At 41.6% G+C, this 24,352-nt stretch carries 20 protein-coding genes; 7 read left to right on the forward strand and 13 right to left on the reverse strand.

Translation table 11 applies throughout. The features are described from left to right. Positions 1-56: 56 nt before the first annotated feature. Both HWQ43_RS12065 and HWQ43_RS12070 read right to left on the reverse strand, forming a co-directional pair. Entirely contained in the window at positions 57-1,304 is a 1,248-nt protein-coding gene (locus HWQ43_RS12065) for a PDDEXK nuclease domain-containing protein (RefSeq protein WP_292733415.1), read from the reverse strand. A gap of 577 nt (positions 1,305-1,881) precedes the next feature. Further along, a complete protein-coding gene (locus HWQ43_RS12070; protein ID WP_292733418.1) occupies positions 1,882-2,169 on the reverse strand; it encodes a hypothetical protein in 288 nt (95 codons plus the stop codon). 375 nt (positions 2,170-2,544) lie between these two features. Between HWQ43_RS12070 and HWQ43_RS12075 the strand changes: the two genes are divergently transcribed. The 4 genes from HWQ43_RS12075 to HWQ43_RS12090 all read left to right on the forward strand — a co-directional run bounded on the left by HWQ43_RS12075 (position 2,545) and on the right by HWQ43_RS12090 (position 7,192). After that, positions 2,545-3,861, forward strand: coding sequence for a hypothetical protein (locus HWQ43_RS12075; RefSeq protein WP_292733421.1), 1,317 nt, complete (start codon positions 2,545-2,547; stop codon positions 3,859-3,861). Positions 3,862-4,356: 495 nt separating this feature from the next. Then, a complete protein-coding gene (locus HWQ43_RS12080; protein ID WP_292733424.1) occupies positions 4,357-4,551 on the forward strand; it encodes a heavy-metal-associated domain-containing protein in 195 nt (64 codons plus the stop codon). 99 nt (positions 4,552-4,650) lie between these two features. Continuing rightward, positions 4,651-6,948: a heavy metal translocating P-type ATPase gene (locus tag HWQ43_RS12085; RefSeq protein ID WP_292733427.1), complete on the forward strand. Its 2,298-nt coding sequence runs from the start codon at positions 4,651-4,653 to the stop codon at positions 6,946-6,948. Between the two features lie 19 nt (positions 6,949-6,967). Next, a complete protein-coding gene (locus HWQ43_RS12090; RefSeq protein ID WP_292733430.1) occupies positions 6,968-7,192 on the forward strand; it encodes a hypothetical protein in 225 nt (74 codons plus the stop codon). A 6-nt stretch (positions 7,193-7,198) separates the two neighbouring features. Here HWQ43_RS12090 and HWQ43_RS12095 read toward each other — a convergent pair whose 3' ends face one another. After that, the gene (locus tag HWQ43_RS12095; protein ID WP_292733432.1) at positions 7,199-7,624 is read right to left on the reverse strand and encodes a heavy metal-responsive transcriptional regulator; all 426 of its coding nucleotides are present in this window, start codon (positions 7,622-7,624) and stop codon (positions 7,199-7,201) included. A gap of 345 nt (positions 7,625-7,969) precedes the next feature. Between HWQ43_RS12095 and HWQ43_RS12100 the strand changes: the two genes are divergently transcribed. Further along, positions 7,970-9,058, forward strand: coding sequence for an aromatic ring-hydroxylating dioxygenase subunit alpha (locus HWQ43_RS12100; RefSeq protein WP_292733435.1), 1,089 nt, complete (start codon positions 7,970-7,972; stop codon positions 9,056-9,058). A 787-nt stretch (positions 9,059-9,845) separates the two neighbouring features. On the opposite strand, the gene HWQ43_RS12105 is transcribed toward HWQ43_RS12100, so the two are convergent. Further along, on the reverse strand, positions 9,846-10,523 hold the full coding sequence (locus HWQ43_RS12105; protein WP_292733437.1) for a hypothetical protein: 678 nt from the start codon (positions 10,521-10,523) through the stop codon (positions 9,846-9,848). Between the two features lie 95 nt (positions 10,524-10,618). Continuing rightward, entirely contained in the window at positions 10,619-12,613 is a 1,995-nt protein-coding gene (locus HWQ43_RS12110) for a heavy metal translocating P-type ATPase (protein WP_292733440.1), read from the reverse strand. A 574-nt stretch (positions 12,614-13,187) separates the two neighbouring features. Here HWQ43_RS12110 and HWQ43_RS12115 point away from each other — a divergent pair. Next, the gene (locus HWQ43_RS12115; RefSeq protein ID WP_292733442.1) at positions 13,188-13,568 is read left to right on the forward strand and encodes a hypothetical protein; all 381 of its coding nucleotides are present in this window, start codon (positions 13,188-13,190) and stop codon (positions 13,566-13,568) included. Between the two features lie 234 nt (positions 13,569-13,802). Here the strand turns inward: HWQ43_RS12115 and HWQ43_RS12120 are convergent, their stop codons facing one another. The 5 genes from HWQ43_RS12120 to pipX form a co-directional block, all read right to left on the reverse strand. After that, positions 13,803-16,478, reverse strand: a complete 2,676-nt coding sequence (locus tag HWQ43_RS12120) for an RNA helicase (protein WP_292733445.1) — start codon at positions 16,476-16,478, stop codon at positions 13,803-13,805. A gap of 135 nt (positions 16,479-16,613) precedes the next feature. Next, the gene (gene proC / locus HWQ43_RS12125; protein WP_292733448.1) at positions 16,614-17,432 is read right to left on the reverse strand and encodes a pyrroline-5-carboxylate reductase; all 819 of its coding nucleotides are present in this window, start codon (positions 17,430-17,432) and stop codon (positions 16,614-16,616) included. Between the two features lie 113 nt (positions 17,433-17,545). Then, a complete protein-coding gene (locus HWQ43_RS12130) occupies positions 17,546-18,145 on the reverse strand; it encodes a cell division protein SepF (RefSeq protein WP_292733451.1) in 600 nt (199 codons plus the stop codon). A gap of 385 nt (positions 18,146-18,530) precedes the next feature. Continuing rightward, positions 18,531-19,199 (reverse strand): YggS family pyridoxal phosphate-dependent enzyme, encoded by a 669-nt coding sequence (locus tag HWQ43_RS12135; protein ID WP_292733454.1) that lies wholly within the window; start codon positions 19,197-19,199, stop codon positions 18,531-18,533. Continuing rightward, positions 19,196-19,474 (reverse strand): transcriptional coactivator PipX, encoded by a 279-nt coding sequence (gene pipX / locus HWQ43_RS12140; RefSeq protein ID WP_069068710.1) that lies wholly within the window; start codon positions 19,472-19,474, stop codon positions 19,196-19,198. The genes HWQ43_RS12135 and pipX overlap by 4 nt, the downstream gene beginning before the upstream one ends. A 225-nt stretch (positions 19,475-19,699) precedes the next feature. Between pipX and HWQ43_RS12145 the strand changes: the two genes are divergently transcribed. Next, on the forward strand, positions 19,700-19,879 hold the full coding sequence (locus HWQ43_RS12145; RefSeq protein ID WP_292733458.1) for a hypothetical protein: 180 nt from the start codon (positions 19,700-19,702) through the stop codon (positions 19,877-19,879). 414 nt (positions 19,880-20,293) lie between these two features. On the opposite strand, the gene HWQ43_RS12150 is transcribed toward HWQ43_RS12145, so the two are convergent. The 3 genes from HWQ43_RS12150 to HWQ43_RS12160 all read right to left on the reverse strand — a co-directional run bounded on the left by HWQ43_RS12150 (position 20,294) and on the right by HWQ43_RS12160 (position 24,289). Further along, on the reverse strand, positions 20,294-21,211 hold the full coding sequence (locus tag HWQ43_RS12150; RefSeq protein WP_292733461.1) for an energy-coupling factor transporter transmembrane protein EcfT: 918 nt from the start codon (positions 21,209-21,211) through the stop codon (positions 20,294-20,296). A gap of 186 nt (positions 21,212-21,397) precedes the next feature. Beyond that, positions 21,398-22,768, reverse strand: a complete 1,371-nt coding sequence (gene der / locus HWQ43_RS12155) for a ribosome biogenesis GTPase Der (protein WP_292733464.1) — start codon at positions 22,766-22,768, stop codon at positions 21,398-21,400. A gap of 324 nt (positions 22,769-23,092) precedes the next feature. Then, positions 23,093-24,289, reverse strand: a complete 1,197-nt coding sequence (locus tag HWQ43_RS12160) for a site-2 protease family protein (protein ID WP_292733467.1) — start codon at positions 24,287-24,289, stop codon at positions 23,093-23,095. Positions 24,290-24,352 lie beyond the last annotated feature (63 nt).

Genomic DNA, 24,352 nt, shown 5'->3' on the forward strand with positions numbered 1-24,352 from the left:
TTGCGTCTCGCGCTGACAGCAGATTGAAGATATTTTCCTCTGCATTGGAATACACTCTAAATTAAATCAGAATCTTTAGTTGTATTAGCATTTATTTCGCTCCGGATTTTTGCAACTTCGTTTCTTATTTCTTCTGGTGAGAACTCAGTTCTTTTTGTCTGTAGTCTAAGCCTTTTATATGCTTCATCTAATGGATAATGGGTTACTTCCATTTTTCCTTCTGAACCACTGAGTCCATTGACTTTCTCAATAATTGACACTGTTTCCAACTCAGCTTCTAACTGCTCAATCGTTGGCAAATTTCCTTGCAACGCTTCCGGTAAAGTATTTTTTAGCTGATACACGGAAACACCAATTGGCTTATGCATATCTCGCAGAGAATATTCAGCAATTACCTTATTTTTGCTTTTGCACAAAATCATTCCAATTGTAGGCCGATCATCTGGTTGCCTCAATAAATCATCCACCGCACTAACATAGAAATTCATCTTACCGGAATACTCTGGTTTGAACTCTTCAATTTTTAGGTCAATCACTATATAGCAGTGTAAACGTGCGTGATAAAACAACAAATCAATATAAAAGTCTTCACCACCAACTTCAAGATGGTATTGACTACCTAAATAACCAAAACCAACCCCTAACTCTAGTAAAAAATCGCGGATGTGATTGATTAAAGCACGTTCCAAATCACGTTCTAAAAAATCTTCCCCTAAATTGAGAAAATCAAAAGTGTAGGGGTCTTTCAACAATTGCTGTGCTAATTGTGATTGTGGTTGAGGCAGAGTTCGGTTAAAGTTAGTGGTTGCTTTACCCTGACGGTAATACAACTTGCTTTCAATCTGGTGAACTAAAACATTCCGACTCCATCCATGCTGAATAGTTTGTTGTACATACCACAAGCGTTCTGTTTGGTCTTTAACAGTATCCAAAATCCGAACATTATGACCCCAGGCAATTAGTGCAACAACTTGTTGCACTAATTGCTCATCTGGATAAGCTTCGGCAAATGCCCGCATATACTTGAGGTTGCGAAGCGAAAAGCCTTTCATTTCTGGAAAAGCTTTCTGCAAGTCAGCCGCCAGACGATTGATAACTTTTGCGCCCCAACCCTGCTGCTGTTGGCGATTCAGAATATCTCGCCCAATTTGCCAGTAGAGTAATAGTAATTCTTTATTGACTGCAACTGCGGCCCGTAACTGAGCGCTAGAAATTCGTGTTTTTAGTTCAGTTAAAAAATCTTCATAACCAATGATCGCAGATGCACTCTTTTGTGAAGTTTCAGATTTATCGTCTCTAGGCATAAAAAAGAATTAGTGCTACTTCTATTCTGCCAGGATTACACCAAATTTTGGTATCAGATACAGATACAGCAGAATTCAGAAGTAAAACACTCTTTCTGTCTGGGTAATAGACTTAGCTTATGTACCTCACCAACTTAAAAACTGCTGTATACAAATATCCAGCAAACTACAAGTATTTTTGCTGTATCGGCGAAAGAAGGCTGTGAGTGAAATTTGTCAGTATTTACACAAAAGCGAGTGCCAAAACTTCAAGATATTTTTATGTAAAATATTTTTTTGCGCCCAAAGATTAAAAGTTCTAAGAAGTCATTACTTATACCTTTGACATCAGAGTGTATAGCCTGAATAATGTTCTTACGTAAAAATCCATACTTATATAAGACTCATATTTGATTTTTGCTAAATAGACTGAGAGCAAAACCCGATCGGTTTGTTCTCAGTTAGCTTGGCTTTTAAAAATCAAATGTGATTGTTATATAAGCTGGCATTAATAGGGTTGTATTATGCATTTATCGAATTCAAGAACTAGCTTAAAAACTCGTCAAAAAAACAATAAAATAGGTACATTCCTTTTGACTCATAGCAAAATTGTACTGCTTACTGGATATTTAATCACTCTACCAATTTGTACATTGATAGTTTTATCCTTATTATTACCCTTATTCAGTGCTAGCTTATTCGCTTCCATTGGAAACTCGTACCACTCTACATCGATTCCTTGGATAGATAATGCATCTGAATGCGAACATACTGGCAGACATTGGAGCGATCGCAAGTGTTGGGATAATGAACACAATCCCATGTTTTGAATGGAGATTGCAAAAAAATGTAGGCGCAGCCCGTCGTAGACATCGCTCTTATCCATGCAACTGAGTAACTTCCTATCTAGCTGATTGCAAAATAATCATCATTAATATGCGTTTATCGCATTAGTACGGATTTACAATAGCTTCACAGATGCCATTCTAAATGAGGGAATAAAGATGGATACCCCTGGCGTTGACCAGGGGCTTTTTATTTAGCAGTTACGCCTAAACGTCAATACCGGACTCAATCGCGCCACAACGTCTACCATTTCTGCCTTAACCTGCACATCAATATGACCTGTGGATACCCCTTTTTTATGGTACAAAAATACTACAAAATAGCGATCGCACCCTTGGAGCTTTTGTAAAAAGCCACGTATTGTTTTTATTTCGAGCTTAGTTGTGGAATACTAAACTAAGCACTGAATCTATTTATGACCTTTTTACACAAAATTACTAAAAAATTTTCCCGTAATAACTCTCAAAATGTTTCTGGGATAAATCCATCTGTAATCAGCCAACAACCTATAGGACTCAAGCAACCAGCAAAACCATCACAACCAAAAACTCTAGCTGAATTAGAACAGGAAATAGCAGCACAGGGGCAGGTTAGCAGTATATCCCATCAAAAAAGACCTAGCAAAGCCAACAGAGGTATAGGTACTAAGTTGATATGGATAGCAATACTTATCGGTATTCCCGCAGGTGTGGTTTGGCTGGCGAATCTACCTTACCCAATAATTCGCCGGACTGTGGTGCAAAATGCGCCTTTTTTATTGCTACCCAGTTACATGAGCATGGAACAGCACTATCGACAGGCGTTGGCATCAATTGAGCAAGCTGAATACTTGATTGAAAAACCCACTAGTGCGGCAGATTTGGCGTTGGGTGAACAACAACTGCAACAGACAAAAACACATTTGGATAACTTGCCAGTTGGGTTGGTTAACGATTGGCCGGAATACAAATATTGGTGGTACGACTGGCGGTTCAGCATTTACGGTCTGAATGCAGCGCGTCGTCAAGTAGGGCAACTAGAAGCCAAGGTTTTTCAGGAAAAAAATGCTCAAACCTTGCTCACTGATAATAGCCAGGCATTATTGAATGCAAAACAGCAGTATCAAATTGCTACAACAGTAACCGATAAAAAGTCGGCGATCGCAGATTGGCGTTCAGCACTGGATAAGTTAGAAGAAATTCCCGGACAAACCTTAGCCGGAAGAACTGCTCAAAATCAACTAGATGCCTACAAGCGTGATTTTAAAGAAGTTGTGGGATTAGCAGCGGGAAATGAACGCGTCAGTGCTTTAATTACCGCAGCACAGCAATTTTCTTGGCAAGCTGCTAAAGCTGGTCAAAATCCACCACACACAGTTACCGAATGGGAACAAATAGAAAATTTATGGTCAGAAGCGATTAATCGGTTAAAACAGATTTCTTCTGAAGATTTGGTAGGTTATGCAGAAGCACAAAAGTTATTAGCAACTTATGAGAGTAATTTGGGTCAAGTCAAAGTAAGACGACAAGCTGAGGCAGATTCTGTACAGGCTTTCTTCATGGCACAACGAGAAATAGAAAGCTTAATGGCTTCAATTCCCACTGACCCCAAAAATTTAGATCGCAATCGTATAATTAGTCAGTTACACGGGATTATTAACCAATTAGAAAAGGTAGAAAAAGGTACAACTATTTATTTAAAAGCTCAAGAGTTATTGCTATCGGCAAATAATAAATTCAAGCAACTCCAGTGAGATTTCTCAACTGTCAACAACTAATACCAATTCTCTGTGAAGCTGCACATTATTTTGACCCCTCTCAACCTTCCCTGATTAAGGCTACGGTGTACACACAAGTCTAAAATAGCTGATTAACCAAGGTTTTACCCCACCCTAACCCTCCCCTTTCAAAGGTGAGGGTGACGATGAGATGAACTTTTAAGCACTTAAATAACAGTAAAATTGTTGATTTTATCGGCACATTGGTAAAAAAATAATCAATCTTTAATCGCTATAACCCTTGATTTTTCAAGCCATTTAGGGAATGAAACAGCCCTGCCCCAAACCAAAGTTGTAAAGAAATTTGAAGTTTAACGAAAAACTTTTAAAAATCTCTAGACTCTCCAGCCGGCTAGAGAGTCTAGGATGAATTCAAGGCGACTCTCTTTCCAGTTATTTCTGATGTGTGAGGGATACGTCTCAGTCATCCAGCTCAATCTGGCTAAGTTGTTCATTTTATCCCGTAAATCTATGACTCTCCAACTTACAGTTCCCAACATGGCTTGTTCTGCTTGTGCAAGCACCATCACCAAAACACTTCAGGCAGTCGATGCCAATGCTAGGGTTCAGGCTGATCCAACAACCAAGCTTGTCAGTGTAGAAACTCAAGCATCAGAAACAGCAATTAAAGAAGCGTTGGCTGCTGCGGGTTATCCAGTTGCTTAATTTTTAGCAACGACAGGCAGGAGGGAGAAGGAATAATGCTCTAGAGCCTCCTGCCTTCTTCACGCTCCTCTCACACTAATCACAGGGGTTCATCTAGTTATGGATACTCTCACACTCAAACTTCGAGGCATGAGTTGTGCCGCTTGCGCCAACAATATCGAAAAGGCAATTCGCTCTGTTTCTGGGGTAATTGACTGTAACGTTAACTTTGGAGCAGAGCAAGCTACCATCAAATACGATCGCTCTCTAGCGAATTTACAGAAAATCCAAAGTGCGATCGCATCTGCGGGATACTCTTCTGACTCACTCCAGGAAGAATTGCTCTCTGAAGAAGATGATGCTGAAAAAGCAAGTAGGCAAGCATTACAACGCCAACTCTCTCTCAAGGTAGTGGTGGGAGGTGTAATCAGCATTTTCCTACTTTTGGGGTCGTTGCCCATGATGACTGGGCTGAACTTACCTTTAATTCCAAACTTCCTGCAAAATTCTTGGGTGCAGTTAGTGCTGACAACACCTGTTGTTTTCTGGTGTGGTGGATCTTTTTACCGGAATGGCTGGAAATCCCTCAAGCGCCATACGGCGACGATGGACACGCTGATTGCTTTGGGTACAAGTGCAGCCTATCTATATTCTTTGTTTGTCACCATTTTCCCGAAATTTTTTATTGCTCAAGGCTTGATTCCTCATATTTATTACGAAGTTGCCGCCATTGTCATTACCTTAATTTTGCTGGGGCGGTTATTAGAAAATCGCGCTAGGGGACAAACTTCTGAAGCCATCCGCAAACTCATCGGATTGCAAGCTAGAGATGCCAGAGTTATCCGTGATGGTAAAGAAATTGATGTTCCCATCGCCGAAGTCAGAATCAACGATGTGATTTTAGTGCGTCCTGGTGAAAAGATTCCGGTAGATGGTGAGGTGATTGCAGGCGCTTCGACGGTAGATGAAGCGATGGTGACGGGTGAAAGTTTGCCAGTTAAAAAGCAGCCAGGAGATGAGGTGATTGGGGCGACGATTAACGGTGCAGGTGCATTTCAGTTTCGGGTGACACGAGTTGGAAATGATACGTTTTTGGCTCAAATAGTTAAATTGGTGCAACAAGCGCAAGGTTCTAAAGCACCAATTCAGCGCTTGGCAGATCGAGTTACAGGATGGTTTGTACCAGCTGTGATTGCCGTTGCGATCGCCACTTTCGTCATTTGGTTTAATTTCACTGGCAACCTCACCCTAGCCACAATGACAACGGTGGGTGTACTAATTATCGCCTGTCCTTGTGCTTTGGGTTTAGCTACTCCCACTTCTGTAATGGTGGGGACGGGCAAAGGTGCAGAAAATGGCATTTTAATTAAGGGTGCTGACAGCTTAGAAATAGCACACAAAATTCAAACCATCGTTTTAGATAAAACTGGCACTTTGACTCAAGGGAAACCGACGGTTACAGACTTTGTAACTATCAACGGCACAGCTAATGGTAATGAACTCCAACTTTTACAATTAGCAGCAACGGTAGAACGTAATTCTGAGCATCCTTTAGCTGAAGCGGTTGTAAAATACGCCCAGTCTCAAGAAGTGAGTTTAATAGATGCAAAGAACTTCGTAGCTAATGCAGGTAGTGGTGTCCAAGCAGTTGTTGCAAATCAGCTTGTGCAAATTGGTACACAACGCTGGTTAACAGAACTTGGAATTAACACCATAACTCTCCAGCAATATAAAGATGTATGGGAAGCGGCTGGTAAAACAGTTATTTTGATTGCTGTAGATGGCGAACTACAAGGAATAATGGGTATTGCTGATGCCCTAAAACCTTCGTCAGCAGCAGTGGTGAAAGCTTTACAGAAGCTAGGCTTAGAAGTAGTAATGCTCACCGGAGACAATCGTAAAACTGCTGATGCGATCGCAAGACAAGTTGGCATCCAGCGAATCTTTGCCGAAGTCCGTCCAGATCAGAAGGCAGCGATTATCCAATCATTGCAAGGGGAGATAGAGAAATTTCCCAAATCCAAAATCCAAAACCCAAAATCTAAAATTGTCGCAATGGTAGGTGATGGCATTAATGATGCGCCAGCGTTAGCACAGGCTGATGTGGGAATTGCTATTGGTACGGGAACAGATGTAGCGATCGCAGCTAGCGATATCACCCTAATTTCTGGAGATTTGCAAGGAATTGTCACGGCTATTCAACTTAGTCGCGCTACCATCAACAATATCAGGCAAAATCTCTTCTTTGCCTTTATTTACAACGTCATTGGTATTCCCATTGCGGCGGGAATTCTGTTCCCTATCTTTGGTTGGTTACTCAATCCTATTATCGCCGGGGCGGCGATGGCTCTTTCTTCGCTGTCTGTTGTTAGCAATGCCCTGAGATTGCGTAACTTTCAACCAAAAATTAGCTCATAATTGCAGGGGAATTTAGCAAATGTTCAAAAAAACGCTTTGCGGAAGCCTGATAGCTTTAGTGCTGCTCACTGGAACATCAGGTGTAACAGTAGCAGAAATGCCAGCCCATTCATCAGAGCAAACTAGCCAATTTCAACGCATTGAGCAAGCTTTGGGATTGAAAGTTGGTGTTGCGATCGCAGGTTTAGCCTTAATTGGACTAGAGTTGTGGTGGTTTCTTCTCTATAAAAGTCCTGATTCCTGATTAGTGTCAGTCCTGAGAGGTGTTTTGAATAATCGGACAAATTGTCTTCTCATGATGGTCGCTGATATTCTTCCAGCCTGAAAGTAATCCCTTGATTTCAGAGCGTAAAGTTAACAGTTGATCGATTTGGCGATCGATCTGCAAGACCTTCTCTTCAAGTTTTTCTTTGATTTCACCACAAGGAGTTTGCCCTTGGTCATAAACATGAAGAATATTACCAATCTCTTCTAGGCTAAGACCAAGATTTTGTGCCCTTTTAATGAATGCTAGACGAGTTAGCACATCCAATGAAAACTGGCGAAAGCCTCCCTCTGTTCGTCTTAATGAATTGATTAAACCTAAACTCTCATAATAACGAATTGTCCTGATGGGTATTCCAGTTAAATCTGTTACCTGACCAATTAAAAGTAGTTTTTTATCTTGAGTTAGCATGGTAGATTTTCCCAAGTTTTGTAATTATTATTACATATTTTGCTAAATTCAAGGGGGTTGAGAGTTTAGGCAAATCTTAGCATCAGTATTGGAACTTTTTATCTAATTAGAGATTTTACTAAGTTGTAAATTTTCAATCATCTATTATAAATGGATAGTTGGAATTTAGCTGATATTAAATTGGCATAATTTTGACATTTTTAATAATATTTATTCAAGATTTTACCTGATGATTTTTATCTATTTATTGGGTAGCTGTTTCTCATGGTACTGAAAGTAACTGTTTTTTTAGAGTTCCCATGTTACTTCTAGATCAACTGCTTCACTTCAAGTGAAACCATAAAAATGAATCTCAACTCGCAGACTTCTAGCTCAATCCGTAAACCTAAAATTTTCAATAATCCAGAGCGTTTTATTGAGGGATGGTATTGGGTAATACCTTCTCAAAATCTGCGGGTGGGTGAAGTAAAACCTGTCACGATTTTGGGTAGAGAATTAGTAATTTACCGTGGGAAAGATAAAAGAGTAGTTACCTTAGATGCCTACTGTCCACACATGGGCGCTCACCTTGCTGAAGGCAAAGTTGAGGGTAATGCACTACGTTGTTTTTTCCACCACTGGAAGTTTGATGCTGAGGGGATGTGTATTGATATCCCATGTTTAGATATACCACCTTCCCTAAAATTACAAACTTGGCCTACTGCTGAAAAATATGGGATGATTTGGGTTTGGACTGGAGAAATACCGCAACAACCTCTACCTTTTGTTCCAGAGTTAGAGCAAAAAGAGTGTGATGTCGCCATCCATTCCCACTTCTTGCTGAACTGTCACCCCAATGTGGTGATGATTAATGCAATTGATGCTCAACACCTCAATACAGTTCACAAATTGCCACTAGAAATTATTTTTGAAAGACACGAACTGAACGAGAATGCGATTATTTTCAGTAATACTACACCCATTAAAGACAATTTCTTGTTGATTAAGCTCATCCGTCTTTTCTACAAAAATGTCATAACTTATAGTATTTGCTATTGGTACGGTAGCATTGGCATTGTGACAATTGGTCCTGATTTCTTTCATATCCACATGATGGTTGCAGTTCGCCTCCATGAAGGGGGAAAAACTGAAGGTCAAGTTCTGTTGATGACTAAAAAACGTAAAGGAATTTTTGGTTGGTTATGCAATCGAGTTGTGCTATGGCTGACTAAGATTACAGCTAAGTACTTTCTCATGGGTGACATCAAGATTCTTCAAACAATTCAGTTTGATTTGAAAACTCCCATCAAAGCAGATCACTCAATTATGCAGTTTATTAACCATGTTGAAAAACAACAATCCCTAATGTGGGGGACTTGGCAAGAAATGCGATCGCGCGATGTGGAAAGCAAGCCCAGGCGTGAGAGATGGGAAGATACAATGAGTAATGACTAACATCATGCCTATATGACCAAAATTCCTTCAGACTGCTTGGCCAATTAAACGCACACGGTATCATAACTATTGTCAACAATCTTTGCAAGAAATGAAGTGTTTGTAGGGGCGTATAGATGTACATTGGTGTCAACTTAAGCCCTAGCGAATGGAATTCGCGGCTACACAAACAAAGTCCGCCTGCGCGGACTAAAAAAATTGAGTGTTTGAAACCCACGCAGGTGAGTTTTGTCTGTGTAGATGCGGTTTCTAACCGCCCATTTAACGTTAAGTTGACACCAATGATAGATGTACGCCTCTACCAATGTATGTCTAGCAGATATTTTGTGAAATAGTATAACAATTAATAAAGGTTAAAAGTTCAACAAAGTTACTTTTAACTTTTAATCGATTTTTTATTGGACTAATAGATAAATAAAAAGAAGTGGCAAAGCCACTTCCTAATTCCCAGGTAGAACCTAAGTTATGAGTATAACGATTACAAAAAATTGAAATAGTATAAACAAACACCAATTAACTGAATATCTCTATTTTCCTTGTTTCTAGGTGAGTAAATCCTGATTTATATGGACGAAATAACTGTATATTTACATAAGTCTCATGATTGTAATGCAGACTCAAGTTTCTCCAGTTCATCGTTAAGATGTGCCAGTTTTGTCTCTTCATCAAGAAGTTGCTGTTCTAATTGAAACTTGACTGCTTTATCAGCCTCAAAGACTCAGTATGAGAACGTTGTCTTCATAGTTACTCTACGCTCTAGCAAGCAAACTAGATATTTAGCATACCACTACTCACTTGGGTTCAATACAACGATAATTTCTGCAAGCCTAATTCCCAAAGGTTTCCAGTGGGAATTGCTGGAGGAAAAAGTACCATCCCCAGACACTGATTGGTAATCATTGGGGAATTTTTCAGAAGCATTGGGAGCTGTATCTACTCGTAAAATGAGTTTGCCTTGACAACGGGATAATTTACTACTATCCAACAAAATAGTACCGCCGTAGTCCCACGCCAATCCATAAAGTTTAAAATTACCTAATTTTTTACGTAATTCGCTCAATGGGGTTCCAATACCGATACCTTCGCGGGTTTTCCAAGCTGAACCCAGGTTACGCACATCTAGAGGTTTGGTACGAGTATTATCACTCCAAACCACTAGTAGAGAGCGTCCCTGATTTAGATTTAACTGAGTAGCTGCAAAACTACCTATTCCTTCAGCACCAGAGATAGTTTTATCAACGAGATGGGATGCACCAAACAGTTTGACTAAATCCTGCTTGGTGGTTGTGCGTGTTATCGGGCCGACTCTTTCCCCAGGAACAATCAAGGTGTCTTTTGAGGGTTGTGATTTAGCAATAGTAACTGGATGATTGATTTTCTGCGGTATTGCAAAGGCTGGGTTGGCTAAATAGTTTAGCAGTAAAGCTAAAGTAGCTGTAGTAATAACTTTGATTGATGAATTCATCGGTTTTATTATTGGGTAGCAGAATATGAGTGAAAAGCGCTCATAGTTTAACTACTACAATTTCCCAATTATAGATTCCCAATTTTCCCAAAATTTTATTTCATCGCTCTAGTTGCATTTAAAATTGCCAGCATTGCTACTCCCACGTCAGCAAATACAGCTTCCCACATTGTCGCTATCCCTAAAATACCCAACCCAATAAATACACCTTTAATTGCTAACGCAAACCCAATATTTTGCCAAACAATTTTGCGAGTTTTTCTGGCGATTTGGATTGCTTCTGCTACTTTAGATGGTGCATCTGTCACGATTACAATATCGGCAGTTTCGATCGCTGCATCTGAGCCTAATCCGCCCATTGCCATACCAACATCTGCTCTAGCAATCACTGGGGCATCATTAATTCCATCCCCAACAAAGGCAACTTTACCATGCTTGCCAGCGGTACTGAGTAACTTCTCAATGGCATTAACTTTTTCTTCAGGTAATAACTCTGCTTCGTAGGTATCTATGCCAAGCTGTTGAGCAATGCGAGAAGCGATCGCGTGATTATCTCCTGTCAACATTACTGTTCTCTCTACACCCATTCGTTTGAGTGCTTGAATAGCAAGTCTTGCATCTTCTTTGAGTTCATCAGCAATCACAATATATCCAGCGTAAATATCATCTACTGCTAGGTGAATCACTGTTCCCTCTAACTGGCAATTATCGTGAGAAATCTTCTCTCTATGCAATAGGCGATCGCTTCCCGCTATTACTACCCTATTTTCAATCTTGGCTCGAATTCCATAGCCTGCTATTTCTTCATAATCTCCGATCTCAAATTCATCGATTTTTCTACCATAAGCTTTGCAGATAGATTGTGCGATGGGATGATTTGAGTGCGATTCTACTTTGGCAGCTAATAGCAGCAGTTCTTGTTCATCCCAGCCATTTAAGGGGACTATTTCTACTACTTTGAATACCCCTTTGGTTAACGTTCCAGTTTTATCAAAAACAACTGTATTAACTGCATTTAAAGTATCTAAAAAAGTAGAGCCTTTAACCAAAATACCACGTTTAGCTGCACCTCCCACACCTCCAAAGTAACCTAATGGAATACTGATAACGAGTCCACACGGACAGGAGATAACTAGTAAAATTAGAGCGCGATAAACCCATTCAGAAGAAGTTGCACCCGAAATGAATAAAGGAGGTAATATTGCAACTACTAGAGATGTAAAAACTACGATTGGTGTATAATATCGAGCAAATTTAGTAATAAATTTTTCTGTTGCTGCTTTTTTGCTTTTGGCATTTTGCACCAAGTCTAAAATTTTGGCAATAGAAGATTCATCAAATAGTTTTGTGACTCTAATGACGAGCGCACCTATTTTATTGATCGTTCCAGCAAAAACAGTTTCTCCAATTCTTACCGTTCGCGGTACAGATTCTCCAGTTAATGCAGATGTATCAACTTGCGAGTTACCATCTAGAATTTCGCCATCTAAGGGAATCTTTTCTCCTGGCTTGACAACTATAATATCTCCAATATTTACTGTTTCTGGCGATACTTTCTTGAGTTCTCCCTCTATTTGGATATTTGCATAGTCCGGGCGGATTTCCAATAATGATTTGATCGAATTACGGGAGCGACTGATGGCAATATCTTGGAACAATTCTCCAATTTTGTAAAATAACATGACTCCGACAGCTTCGGGTAATTTATGAATTGCGATCGCTCCTAATGTTGCTACTGTCATCAAAAACGTTTCATCAAATACTCTACCTCTGACTATATTGCGCCCAGCAGTTTTTAAAACACTCCATCCACTTAATAAATAAGCAGGAATAAAAAGCAGATATTCACCTATTGAGTAGAATGTATTGTGTAATTGATTTTCAAAAATTACACCAGGCGCATATAAACTTAAAATTGCTACCAAAGGTAATATCTCATTTTTCAGATTGAATTCTCCACCGTGTTCGTGATTGTGGTCATGGTTATGATTCTCATCATGATTGTGATTATGAACATGGTTATGATTCTCGTGATGGTCATGTTCACTGCTGCAACAATCTGAAGATTCTGAATGTACTTTTCGCTTCATTTTTTCTATGCATCCTAGTAAATTACTTGATATATTAGCCTTTTTCCAAATGTAATCAAAAAAATAAATTTTTACAAGTTGATATTTTAAGAACGAGAATCTATCTCAAAATTATTGCTAAATATATGTGTTATCTTTTGGTTAAAATTAAGATTTATAATCTTCTAAAGATAGCGCTAATGGTTCTGAATTGTATAGAATAATCTCAGATGTAACTTTTGTTCGTAGTAAGCGATTTATCGCTCTATATAAAAACTTAGAGGGTTACAGCCGCTAATTACGAGCTTTAATTTAGTTAAGCTCTTATACTTGCATCAAGCCAACAATCACCATCTTGCGAATATACAGCGGATTTAAGTTTGCTCAATTACATAACTTGCGTCTCAAAGCTAGACATCAAGTCTTTTTGATTGCTGAATTATGATGTAGTAAATAATTTACAATCCAACTGGTGTAGAGATGGAACTTTCTTGGGTAACAAGTGTCTATCTAGCTATTCTCAGGGAAAATTTACTTGAAGTTTGAAAGTTAATCGAATACCCTAATCTAGTAGACAATTTTTTCAAGGAAATCTATGAACAAAAAAATTCTCCTGAATTTGCTCTCCACTTCCTCAATTTTTGTGTCGATGATGTCTACGCTGGTGGCATTTCATCCTGCCCATGCTAGTGGTAGCATTACACAGCGATTACTACACACACAAGACGGTCGTACCTGTATCACTAACCCACATGGTGGGCAAGATTTTGTGTGCATTCGAGATTCAGAGAGAAAACGTCCATATACCTCTAAAAGTTCCTCAACAATTGTCACATCAGTATCAGATAAGAATATTGCGATGTTGAACTTTACTGAAGAGGAAAGCGATGCTGCAATTAGAGTATTTGGTTGCGACTGTCCATTATGTATAAATTCTTTGCGTCAGTTGCAGGGTACTGGAAACTTGGTGTACTAAGATTGAATAGCGCTGATAGCGACTATAACTTTTGTTAGATACACGTGATTAATCACGTATAAAAGATATACGAAACCAAAGAAGCATTTTTAACTACGTACCATTACTATTATTTGGCCACATGCAAATTGATTGTTAGGGCGATTTGTAGGGGCAATTCATGAATTGCCTCTACAGCGCCTTTTTTTGTGTAAGGCTGAGAGAAAAAGACACACAGAAATTGCCACGTCCTATTTATTCAACCACCTCATTCACAGGGAATCTATCAATCAACTGCATAGCCCGATAGGCATTACGCTGGAAAGAGTCTGGCAAATGGGGAATGTGGGGTATCTGCGACAATAAATCCAAAGTTCGGCGTAAAATTCTCACTACATCGCCTTCATCCAAGGTAGTATTCTCGCAGAGTTCAATCCACTCCATTCCCAGCGCCCATTGTTCGACTATGGCAATTAACTCAAATTCCAACCATATCGGCAGCGCTACATTATACCGCCGTTGTCGTTGGAACATTTGGTGGCGAATTCCCCGCAATTTTTTCAAGGCTTCTGCCACTTCATTACTAAGGTCAAAGTTAACCTTGCTATCTGGACGGGGGGTTTCCATCACTAAAGCCGCTGCTGCTGCTGCTAAATGATGCGGGTCTAAGTTGTCCAATTCACCACTAGCGAATACTAAACCCAGCCACAATTCATTTTCCCCTCGAATGGCGGCAGCGATTCGCCCTAATTGTGTGGGGACTAAGTTATCCAAAGCGTCAAAATGTTGCAGAATGGCGATTAAATTGAGAAATTCTTCCCAATGACGTTGTGATTGTTGCTCTACTTGCCCTTGCAACTGTTCGAGTTCGGCTTCTAATTCGACATAGCGGGCCCGACGCTTGAAAAGCGTTGCGGCATTGCCTGATTGATGTAGGGGATGAGCTTCTAATTGCTCTTGGATGGCGGTAACGTGACTGAGTTGTTCTGCTACTTCTGGTGCTAGATGCAAAGATTCTATCGGATTAGGAATACACACAGCGATCGCAAAGCTTTCTTCGTTACCACGGCGCGATTGTCCTGGCTTCAAAGGCATTTCTGGCGGTGGTAGTACATTAGGCGGCACCTCTATTCGCGGTAGTTCGGCATACAAATCGACTACATCCCCTGTATTTGCCACATACCAGCGGTTATCGTGCCCCAAGCATACCAAGTAAGGAGCTTGACCAGAACCAGGCGATTTTCCTACTAAAACTGCCGTTACCGGGGAAGACACTGTGATATTTTTGCCCTTGAGACTCAACAGAGTTCCTGACACTGCAAAGCCCAACATCATCACCAATTCCTCTTGGCGGTTTTCCTGTGCTTGCTCTTGCAAGGTTTTCAATATCTGGCGTTCCACCTTCAGGCGTTGCCGCAATTTTTCATAAACAGCCAGTTCATTTTCATTAACTGCGGCGATTTGTTCATGAAGTTGAGCTAATTGGGTTTGCAATTCGGCAATCTCATCGTATTCTGGCCGTAAATGCAAGGTCGCCATGTACTGCCCAAAACTGCGCTCTATCAGTTCCCTGGTTTGCTCTAGGGTATGGGTTTGCAGCAAGTTGAGTACCATGCCATAACTGGGCGTAAACTGGCTTACTAGAGGGTCTGGCTTGGATGTTCCCAAATACGCCGCTTCTTTGGCTCCTTCAAAGGGAGTTTGGACTGTCACCACATGACCTTGTTTATCCATCCCCCGGCGGCCTGCTCGTCCCGCCATTTGCAAGAATTCGGAAGCGTTCAATAGGCGGTGTCCGGTGTCAGTCCGCTTAGAAAGGGTAGAGATTACCGTTGTCCGGGCGGGCATATTAATTCCCGCTGCTAGTGTTTCAGTGGCAAATACTACTTTAATCAGCCCTTGCTGAAATAGTTCTTCTACCAATGCTTTCCAAGCAGGTAAAATCCCCGCGTGGTGGGCAGCAATTCCTCGGTACAGGGGGGCAATTTGTCCCGAACGCCCTGCTTCGGGATTGCGAGCTAAAAAGTCATCAATCTGTTCGCGTAAAATTTGGGACTCTTCACTATTTACCAGCCATAAATCTCCCACTTCCGCCACCGCTTTATCACATCCCCGGCGGCTGAAGATGAAGTAAATCGCTGGTAGCATATCCCGTTGCTCTAACTGGCTCAAGGTATAAATTATACCGGGAGCCTCCGGTCTGCCATTTCTCCCTCTGTCCCTTTCTCCCCCTTTTCCCTTCTTCTTCTGAAGTCGGGGGTTAATTTTGGTTTTGCTATCATTTAGCAGGGGAAATAACCCTTTGGGATTGCAAAAGTGAAATTCTAAGGGAACTGGGCGAAAATCGGAGTAAATCAGGTCTGTTGGCCCGTGAACGCGATTTAGCCAATCGGTGAGTTGATCGCTATTGGCAACCGTTGCTGAGAGGGCTGCCAGTTGCACTTCACGGGGACAATAGATGATTGATTCTTCCCAAACAGTACCGCGCTGGCGATCGTTCATGTAGTGGCATTCATCAAGTATCACCGCTTCAACGTCTACTAATGAGATGCCGATTTGCCCAATGGGTGTACCATAGAGCATATTTCGGAAAATTTCTGTGGTCATCACCAAAATCGGTGCATCCCTGTGAATGGAAGCATCTCCAGTTAATAGCCCGACTCGATCAAACCCGAATTTTTCTCGAAAGTCACGTAATTTTTGATTCGACAGCGCCTTCAGGGGAGTAGTGTAAAATACACGTTTTCCTCGCGCTAGGGCGCGATAAATGGCGTATTCCCCAACTAATGTTTTGCCCGAACCTGTGGGGGCACATACGACTACGGAGCGTCCAGCGTTCAGGGACGCGATCGCTTCTTTTTGAAACTGATCCAGATCAAAGGGAAATATAAACCCTAAGTCAAGTTCTGGAGACGGTGCAGGATAATTCACTCAATCACATTTGCAACCAGATTTTTTACTATACTAACGAGTCTTTTGTCAACTTCGTCATTAGTCATTTGTCATTTGTCATTAGTCATAAGTTTTTTACAAAGGATAAAGGACAAATGACAAAGGACTCTTAAATTATTTTCCCAGCTCTTGCGATCGCTCTGTGGCAGCTTTGACTGCTTCAATTAAAGCGGAACGAAATCCTGCCTGTTCTAGCTTGGCAATCCCCGCAATGGTTGTACCACCGGGACTGGTAACGCGATCTTTGAGTTCTGCTGGGTGCATTTTGGTTTCATGTAACAGTTTTGCTGTTCCCAGTACGGTTTGCAAAGCTAGTTGATTGGCAATCGCTCTAGGTAAACCTGCGGCGACTCCGCCATCTGCAAGTGCTTCTACTAACAGTGCCACGTAAGCGGGGCCACTCCCAGATAGCCCTGTAACTGCATCCATCAGCGCTTCTGACACTTCTACAACTTCACCCACAGCAGAAAAAACTTGCTGTGCTATTTGGTAATGCTTGGCATTGGTATATGCACCTAAACAAATCGCGGTAACTCCTGCTCCCACTGTTGCTGGGGTGTTGGGCATTGCTCTAATCACTGGCAATTGCACAAATGCAGCTTCTAGCTGACTTAAGGGCACACCTGCCAAAATAGAAATGATTAGAGGTGTATGTTCTCTATTAAGAATATCAATATCTGCTAATTCTTGAGCGATCGCACTAAACACCTGTGGTTTCACTGCCAAAAATAGAACTTCTTTTGCTTCAGTGAAAACCTGGCTATTATCTGTCGTCACAGCAACACCGTATTGCTGTTTTAAAAAATCTAGGCGTGAAGATAGCGGTTCGCTAACTATGACTTCTGATGATTGATAAATTCCACGCACAATAAGGCGGGATAAGAGCGCTTCTCCCATTACCCCACCACCAATTAAGCCAAATTTTATAGTCATTAGTCATGAGTCATTAGTCATTGGTCATTAGTCATTAGTCGTTTGTCATTTGTCACCATGAGCAAAACCCAGGACAAATGACAAAGGACAAAGGACTAAATACTAATTTAACTTTATTGTGCCATCCGGTTAGTTTCGTTGCCCCAGGTTTGATTTGGAGTACCTGTAGGACGAGAGGGACGTACTGGTGGTTGTGGTACTTCATGAAGAACCCCACCTTGGGTACTAACTTGGACGCAACTTGGTGTAAACAAAAAGATGCTTTCTCCGATGCGCTCTTGATGTCCATCTAATGCGTAAGTACCACCTGCAACAAAATCTACTGCTCGTTGAGCTTGATCGGGATCCATGATTGTCAGATTTAATACCACTGACTTGCGTTCGCGCAACGCTTGAATTGCCTGGGGCATTTCTTCAAAGGTGCGTGGTTCGAGTACTAAAACTTCCGAAATTCCGTTAATTGCTCCTGGCATACCAATCACATTCCCCATTGGCTTTGAACCTGCTGTCATATCATCTCCCATTGTAGGCACTGGTTCCCGCCAGCGTCGATTTTGAGCGGCTGGACTCTCTTGTGGCGCTGGCTGGGGATTTTCTTGCTGATACAGATTTTGATAATTATTATCTGTTTCTGGTTCTTCTTCGTAATACTCGTATTCTACTTGCTCATTTAGACCCACAAAGTCTCTGAGTTTGGAAAAAATGTTGTTCATTGTGTGTGTACTCTCCTGGTGCGAATAGCCTGTATTGACTTGGCTGAGGATTAGTTGAGCTAAGAGCGATGCATAAGGCGGTAAACTACGCTACATCGGTGGATACTTCAGCAAGTGTATTGCTATTTGTAGCTCATACTACGGATTTTGGCGATGAACTGACACTTATTGGAAAGGTCTGTGCATCGCCTAAACATAATAATGAGTCAAAATTATATCCTAAGGTTTAACCGAAGGAAACTTCTTTATACCCCATTTTCTCTTAGCGATTGCTTTTGTCAATACTATATCCTTTGTTTCGGATTGCACCAGTCTGTTACAAAATTCTTGTCAACAAATCCTTAGCTTCTATTAATACTGGCCTGCAAGACTGATGATTAATTGGCTAAGAGCGATCGCCAAACAAGATTGTTCCTAATCGTACCATCGTTGCGCCTGCTTGCACTGCTAGTTCGTAGTCGCCTGACATACCCATAGATAGGTGCTGCATTTTAATATGCGACCAATTTTGCTCCTGGATTTCTTTTGCCAACTCACGATTGAGATTAAACACATTTAGAATTTCGGAATCATTTAATCCTGATGGCGGGATTGTCATCAAACCTTGAATTTGTAAACTTTTGTATTGATTGAGTGTGGGTAAATCAGCCAAAAGTTCTGGCACACTCCAACCAGACTTGTTGGGGTCGGGGAGAATTTTCACTTGCAGGCAAACCTGGGGACTCACTCCTAGCTGTTGCGCCAATTGGTCTAAGCGCTGTGCCAGCTTCAAATTATCCACAGAGTGAATCCAAAGGAAATGCTCGATGGCTTTTTTGGCTTTATTGCTTTGCAAATGTCCAATAAAGTGCCAGGTAATATCCGGTAAGTCTTGCAACTCGGCTTGTTTGCTGGCAGCTTCTTGGATACGACTTTCCCCAAAATCACGAATTCCTGCGTTGTATGCAGACCGAATGGCCTGGGCAGAAACTTGCTTGCTAACAGCAATCAATTTGACTGAAGTTGGCAGTGAGGAACGAATGGAAAGAATACGTTCGGAAATCGAACTGTTCATTGGAAGGTGCGCTGGAAAACACTCTGAAGCTGATCGTACTCCTGAGAATGCCCACTGCGCCGCAGGGTACGTAAGCGATTTTCCAACATCATTCTCGCCTCAGTACGTCCTAGAGACTGGAATTTAACACCTTTAACGTCATTTGCCACCAAAAAAAATAAGCGTTGGGCATAAAGTGTGGTGAACAAATCCTGGTTCTCATCAACCATACAGATTTTGTAGAGTAAACCCCAAGTTGGATGGTTTATGTAAGTTTCTGCGTTTTCTGGATTCATTTAAGAGTCAAGGTGTAGTCAAGGTGGAAGTATATATATCTTTTCGCAGTGAATTCCAAACATTCAGACGATAATACCAACATTCGTCAGAATATTTGGTTAAAATGCGAAGCTGCGGTTACGAAGACCTTGATCTAGTTCCTAATGGGCAGATGAAGCTAGTGGTAGTGAAGCGCAATGGTACAACAGAAGCCGCGAAGCGTAGATTCAAAGAGTAGAGGCTGTTTGACAAATATCACCATCTGCTTTGGTGACTTCAATTTACTAATTTGTAGGGACAAGGCACAAAATATTCCCGATCCTCTGGTTGAAAGTTCGACGTGGGAAGGAAAAACACCCTTTGAAATTCCCAACGGCAACGACGAATTTTTCAACTTCTTTCCATACTGCCACAACTGTCGCTGAATGGCACAAAATTGGGGAGTAGGGAGTGGGTACTGGAAAGAAAACTATCATTTATGCAAAAGGTCTATTGATTATCCAGTATTTTCAGTGGTGGAATTTGTACCTGAGCATTGTGCAGAGATTCATAAGGATACTCGGTCAAAAATCTTAAGATTAGTTTTTAGTGTTCGCGCAACGCTGGTTAATACCTAAAATCTACAGGAAATGCTAGGGGATCAATTTTATGGCTGGGTAGCTACTCAAATTACCCTACCATATTGTTACCTATAGCTCAATACTTTTCGGTTAAGGCAAGAGACGCGATGAATCGCCGTCTCTACAATAATCAGTCTTTGGTAGAGACGGCAATTTAATGTTTTACTTCTGACTCCTGAATTCTGCTGTATTACCTCTTACCATTTTCTCAGTGCAAAATTACGCCTGAGTTCCTATAGCTAGTCGTATTCCCCAGAATAAGATTAAAGTTGCGATCGCCAGCCAGTCACGTCCTTTTAATCGTAAGTCGTGCCACTGCACTCGATGCTCATTGGGACTGGTAAAACCCCGCACCATCATGGCATTCGCCATTTGATCGGCTCGTAAGAGGAGATTTTCCAAAAGTCTCTCTGCAACTGTCATCCAAACCTTGAATGCTCCTTTTAATCCCAGCTTTTTCCAATTAATTGCCCTTGTCATCACGGAGCGAAATAAGTTTTGCACTTCTTCTAAAACCAAGGGGATAAAGCGCAAAGACAAGGTTAAAGTCAAAGCAATTTCTGTGACGGGCAACTTGAAGCGGCGCAAGGGTTGCATTAGGCTTTCTATGCCAGATGTGATTTCTTCTGGTGCAGTTGTCAGCAGATATAGATTGGTGCTGTAAATGACGGTAAAGATAAGTGTACTCAGGCGTACTGCCAAACTCAAGGAGTAGCGAGTCACTTTAACCGGGCCTTTGTGAAATAGCACGTAGCTGTATGCTTTTTTTTCAGCTGCTGGCTCTTTAATATTATTAGAGTTTGCTTGCTGGGTTAAGATTTGTTCATTAGCTGGCAGACGTGACTGATAATCTACACCCAGACCATCAGGACTGATGGCTGCGATCGCTAAGACAAAAAAGGATAGCATTAATAGCCAACCCATTTGCTGCTGCCATACACGTCGGGGAATTCTGGCAATCAAGGTGGCAAGAATCAATACTACCACCAGCAACACCCGCCAATTGTTGTTGGCTAAAACATAACTTGTTAAAAAGCTCATCAACCAGGCGAACTTGACTCGCGGATCGATTTTATGCAGCCAAGTTTGGGGTTGTTCTAAATAAAGTCCAAGTGGCAGCGATCGCAATAAATCCATTTTAGAGTTACGAGTGAGAAATGAAGAGTTAGGAGTTTTGACTTTAACTCATAACTTTTACCTTATGCCGCTATCAACTTGAGTTTGATAGGGTTCTATAATTAGCAAGTTTGGCTTTAACTCATAACTCTTGTACAAACGCGATTAATTGCATCTCTCTTGTACAGACGCGATGAATCGCGTCTCTTAACTTATTTTGACGCGAGTTGCTCTATTAACATTACCACTTTCGGCATCACGGACTTTCTTGCTCCGCCACAGTAAAATAATTGGCGTGCCTTTAAATCCTAGCTGTTGACGAAATTGCCGTTCGATGTAGCGGCGGTAGTTGTCATTGAAGCGTTTGGAGTCGTTGACAAATAGTGCGATCGTTGGTGGTTGGCTACTTACTTGTGTACCATAATAAATCTTCCCTTGACGCCCACCACGAGATGCTGGTGGTGAATGCCAGCTAACGGCATCTGTTAATACTTCATTAATAACTGATGTGCTGACACGGCGTTTGTGTGATTCCGCCGCAGTTTTCACCAATTCGAGAATTTTTTCTACCCGTTGTCCTGACAAGGCACTCACAAAAATTGTTTCTGCCCATTCGGTAAAATGTAACCGTGATTGCAGAGTTTTTTCGTAGTCGTAGATTGTGTAAGAGTCTTTTTCGACAGCATCCCACTTATTAACGACGATGATGCAAGCTCGACCTTCCTCGATAATCCGCCCAGCTAATTTTTGGTCTTGCTCCGTGACTCCATCTACGGCATCTATTACTAATAAAACCACGTCAGCGCGGCGAATAGCTTTGAAAGCACGGTTAATACTAAAAAATTCTGTGCCGTATTCGATGTGTTTCTTTTTACGAATGCCGGCAGTATCAATCAAGCGGTAGGTTTGTCCTTCCCGTTCAATGACGGTATCAATAGCATCGCGGGTAGTGCCGGAAATGGGGCTGACAATTGCCCTTTCTTCCCCGACAAAAGAATTGAGTAAGCTCGATTTACCGACATTCGGGCGTCCTACAATTGCTACTTTGATTTCATTCGTATCTGGAATGTCTTCAATAGCAGGGATGTGATTAACTAACTCGTCGAGTAATTCTCCTGTACCACTGCCATGAATCGCGGAGATGGGGTAAGGTTCGCCCAATCCCAATTCCCAAAATTCGGCAGCTTGCATCAAGCCTTGTTCTGGCGATTCACATTTATTTACAGCTAGTAGCACAGGTACGGGTTGTAGGCGCATCCATTCGGCGATTTCTAAATCTGCCGATGTGGGGCCTGTTTGACCATCGACTACAAAAATAGCGCCACACGCTTCTGCAAGGGCTGTCATTGCCTGTTGGCGAATCAGTGGCAAAAATTCGGTATCATCATTAAAAACTAAACCACCAGTGTCTACCACTAAAAATTCACGACCATTCCAGAAAGCTGGAAGATAAGTGCGATCGCGTGTCACTCCCGGTTCATCATGGACAATCGCCGTTTGTTCCCCGGCGAGTCGATTAACCAGGGTGGATTTGCCCACATTTGGGCGTCCGATAATTGCAACAATTGGCAGTGCCATAAAACCAGGGTAAGTGAGAGGTGTAGTATATCACGTTCCTACATTTTACTCACTTTAAACTTGAAGTTTTAATTTAATTTTTGGGGATTAGGGATTGGGGACTGGGGACTAGGAAAGAAAGGATGAGTAAGATTTGGTTGGGTTCCAATGCCCAATGCCCAATGCTCAATCCCCATTTATTCAGTGATGCCATACTTTGAAAAATAAAAAAGGTAGGTTCTCCTACCTTTTACCCAAAAAAAGCATTTTGTAACCAAATACCAAATTCAATATCACACACGCTTTTGACGTATCTATTGCAAACCTATGACGAGGATGTGACGTTTAATTTGTAGCCGATTTTGCGATTACTCCCAGCTGCAACCCAGGCGGATAGCTACCTTCTTCCTTGATGCGCTTAATTTCAGCATCGGTGATCTGCAAATTTAACTTTTGTGCTAGCGATCGCACAATATCTCCCCGGTCAATTACACCAGCTACAGCACCAGCAGGAGAAAGGACGGTAATTCTCGGTAACTGCTCATTTTCTAGCTTGTTAATTACCTCAGCGATCGATGTTGATTCTGCAACAGTAGGTATTTCTGTCAGTGGATGCACTATGCTGTGTAAAGTTTCGGTTTCCCATTGACCCCTTTGGGTTAAACGGAAATCGTCAATGGAAACTAGACCCCGATAACGTCCATCAGAAGCAGCAAAATAAACCTGTGAGGGAGTGCTTTCCAACAGGTATAAATCGGCAAAGGAACGCAATGTCTGGTCAGCATCAATTACCCGAAAGTCACGGGTCATTGCATCGGCCGCCACCACCTTGAGTAGGCTTTCTTGCAATGTAGTCATATTGTCATAGGTGTTAGCGTTGCGGACAGCAAACCAACCTAACAGCGCAATCCACAAACCAACTACTAACTCCCTGGTGACAAAATCTACAACAAATCCTAAAGCGATCGCACTATAACCCAATATTTGCCCAGCCCTTGCAGCCCAGTGTACGGCTTGAAAACGATTACCTGTGATTTGCCATAGTGCTGCTTTTAACACTTGCCCTCCATCTAGAGGTAAGCCGGGAATCAGATTAAATAGAGCCACCACCAAGTTAATTCTCGCCAAATCTCCGACCATAACACTGAGAGGATTAGTATCAGGTATTACAAAAGCTGCCAGACGGAGCAGGACAAATAATATGATACTTACCAAAGGGCCAGCGATCGCTACTTGAAAGGCTTTGAAAGGAGTTTTAGATTCTTCTTCAATGGCAGCAATCCCGCCAAACATAAATAGGGTAATTGAATTAACTCTAATGCCTTGCGATCGGGCTACTAAGCTATGACCCAACTCATGTAACAACACCGAACCAAATAGCAGCAGTGCCATAACTATGCCAGCACTCCAAGCTATAACAGGCCCCCATTCCTGATAAGCTACCCCAAAGTTAAGGGTTGCCAACCCCAAAATCACAAACCATAACGGGTCTAAAAACAGGGGAATTCCAAATAATGACCCAATTCTCCAATTTGTTTGCATTACACTGCCCTAAAACTAGATATCGCCAGTACTTTTTATACCTAGATACTATGCATATTCGTA

Source organism: Nostoc sp. JL31 (genome assembly GCF_017114965.1).
Lineage (GTDB): Bacteria > Cyanobacteriota > Cyanobacteriia > Cyanobacteriales > Nostocaceae > Nostoc > Nostoc punctiforme_A.

Excerpts from the sequence above, each read along its gene's own strand:
- HWQ43_RS12070 (WP_292733418.1), bottom strand. The coding sequence starts at position 2,169 with ATGGATAAGAGCGATGTCTACGACGGGCTGCGCCTACATTTTTTTGCA.
- HWQ43_RS12085 (WP_292733427.1), top strand. The coding sequence starts at position 4,651 with ATGGATACTCTCACACTCAAACTTCGAGGCATGAGTTGTGCCGCTTGC.
- HWQ43_RS12115 (WP_292733442.1), top strand. The coding sequence starts at position 13,188 with ATGAACAAAAAAATTCTCCTGAATTTGCTCTCCACTTCCTCAATTTTT.
- HWQ43_RS12150 (WP_292733461.1), bottom strand. The coding sequence starts at position 21,211 with ATGGATTTATTGCGATCGCTGCCACTTGGACTTTATTTAGAACAACCC.
- HWQ43_RS12090 (WP_292733430.1), top strand. The coding sequence starts at position 6,968 with ATGTTCAAAAAAACGCTTTGCGGAAGCCTGATAGCTTTAGTGCTGCTC.
- HWQ43_RS12075 (WP_292733421.1), top strand. The coding sequence starts at position 2,545 with ATGACCTTTTTACACAAAATTACTAAAAAATTTTCCCGTAATAACTCT.
- HWQ43_RS12065 (WP_292733415.1), bottom strand. The coding sequence starts at position 1,304 with ATGCCTAGAGACGATAAATCTGAAACTTCACAAAAGAGTGCATCTGCG.
- HWQ43_RS12130 (WP_292733451.1), bottom strand. The coding sequence starts at position 18,145 with ATGAACAACATTTTTTCCAAACTCAGAGACTTTGTGGGTCTAAATGAG.
- der (WP_292733464.1), bottom strand. The coding sequence starts at position 22,768 with ATGGCACTGCCAATTGTTGCAATTATCGGACGCCCAAATGTGGGCAAA.
- HWQ43_RS12105 (WP_292733437.1), bottom strand. The coding sequence starts at position 10,523 with ATGAATTCATCAATCAAAGTTATTACTACAGCTACTTTAGCTTTACTG.
- HWQ43_RS12135 (WP_292733454.1), bottom strand. The coding sequence starts at position 19,199 with ATGAACAGTTCGATTTCCGAACGTATTCTTTCCATTCGTTCCTCACTG.
- HWQ43_RS12100 (WP_292733435.1), top strand. The coding sequence starts at position 7,970 with ATGAATCTCAACTCGCAGACTTCTAGCTCAATCCGTAAACCTAAAATT.
- HWQ43_RS12080 (WP_292733424.1), top strand. The coding sequence starts at position 4,357 with ATGACTCTCCAACTTACAGTTCCCAACATGGCTTGTTCTGCTTGTGCA.
- HWQ43_RS12095 (WP_292733432.1), bottom strand. The coding sequence starts at position 7,624 with ATGCTAACTCAAGATAAAAAACTACTTTTAATTGGTCAGGTAACAGAT.
- proC (WP_292733448.1), bottom strand. The coding sequence starts at position 17,432 with ATGACTATAAAATTTGGCTTAATTGGTGGTGGGGTAATGGGAGAAGCG.
- HWQ43_RS12160 (WP_292733467.1), bottom strand. The coding sequence starts at position 24,289 with ATGCAAACAAATTGGAGAATTGGGTCATTATTTGGAATTCCCCTGTTT.
- HWQ43_RS12110 (WP_292733440.1), bottom strand. The coding sequence starts at position 12,613 with ATGAAGCGAAAAGTACATTCAGAATCTTCAGATTGTTGCAGCAGTGAA.
- pipX (WP_069068710.1), bottom strand. The coding sequence starts at position 19,474 with ATGAATCCAGAAAACGCAGAAACTTACATAAACCATCCAACTTGGGGT.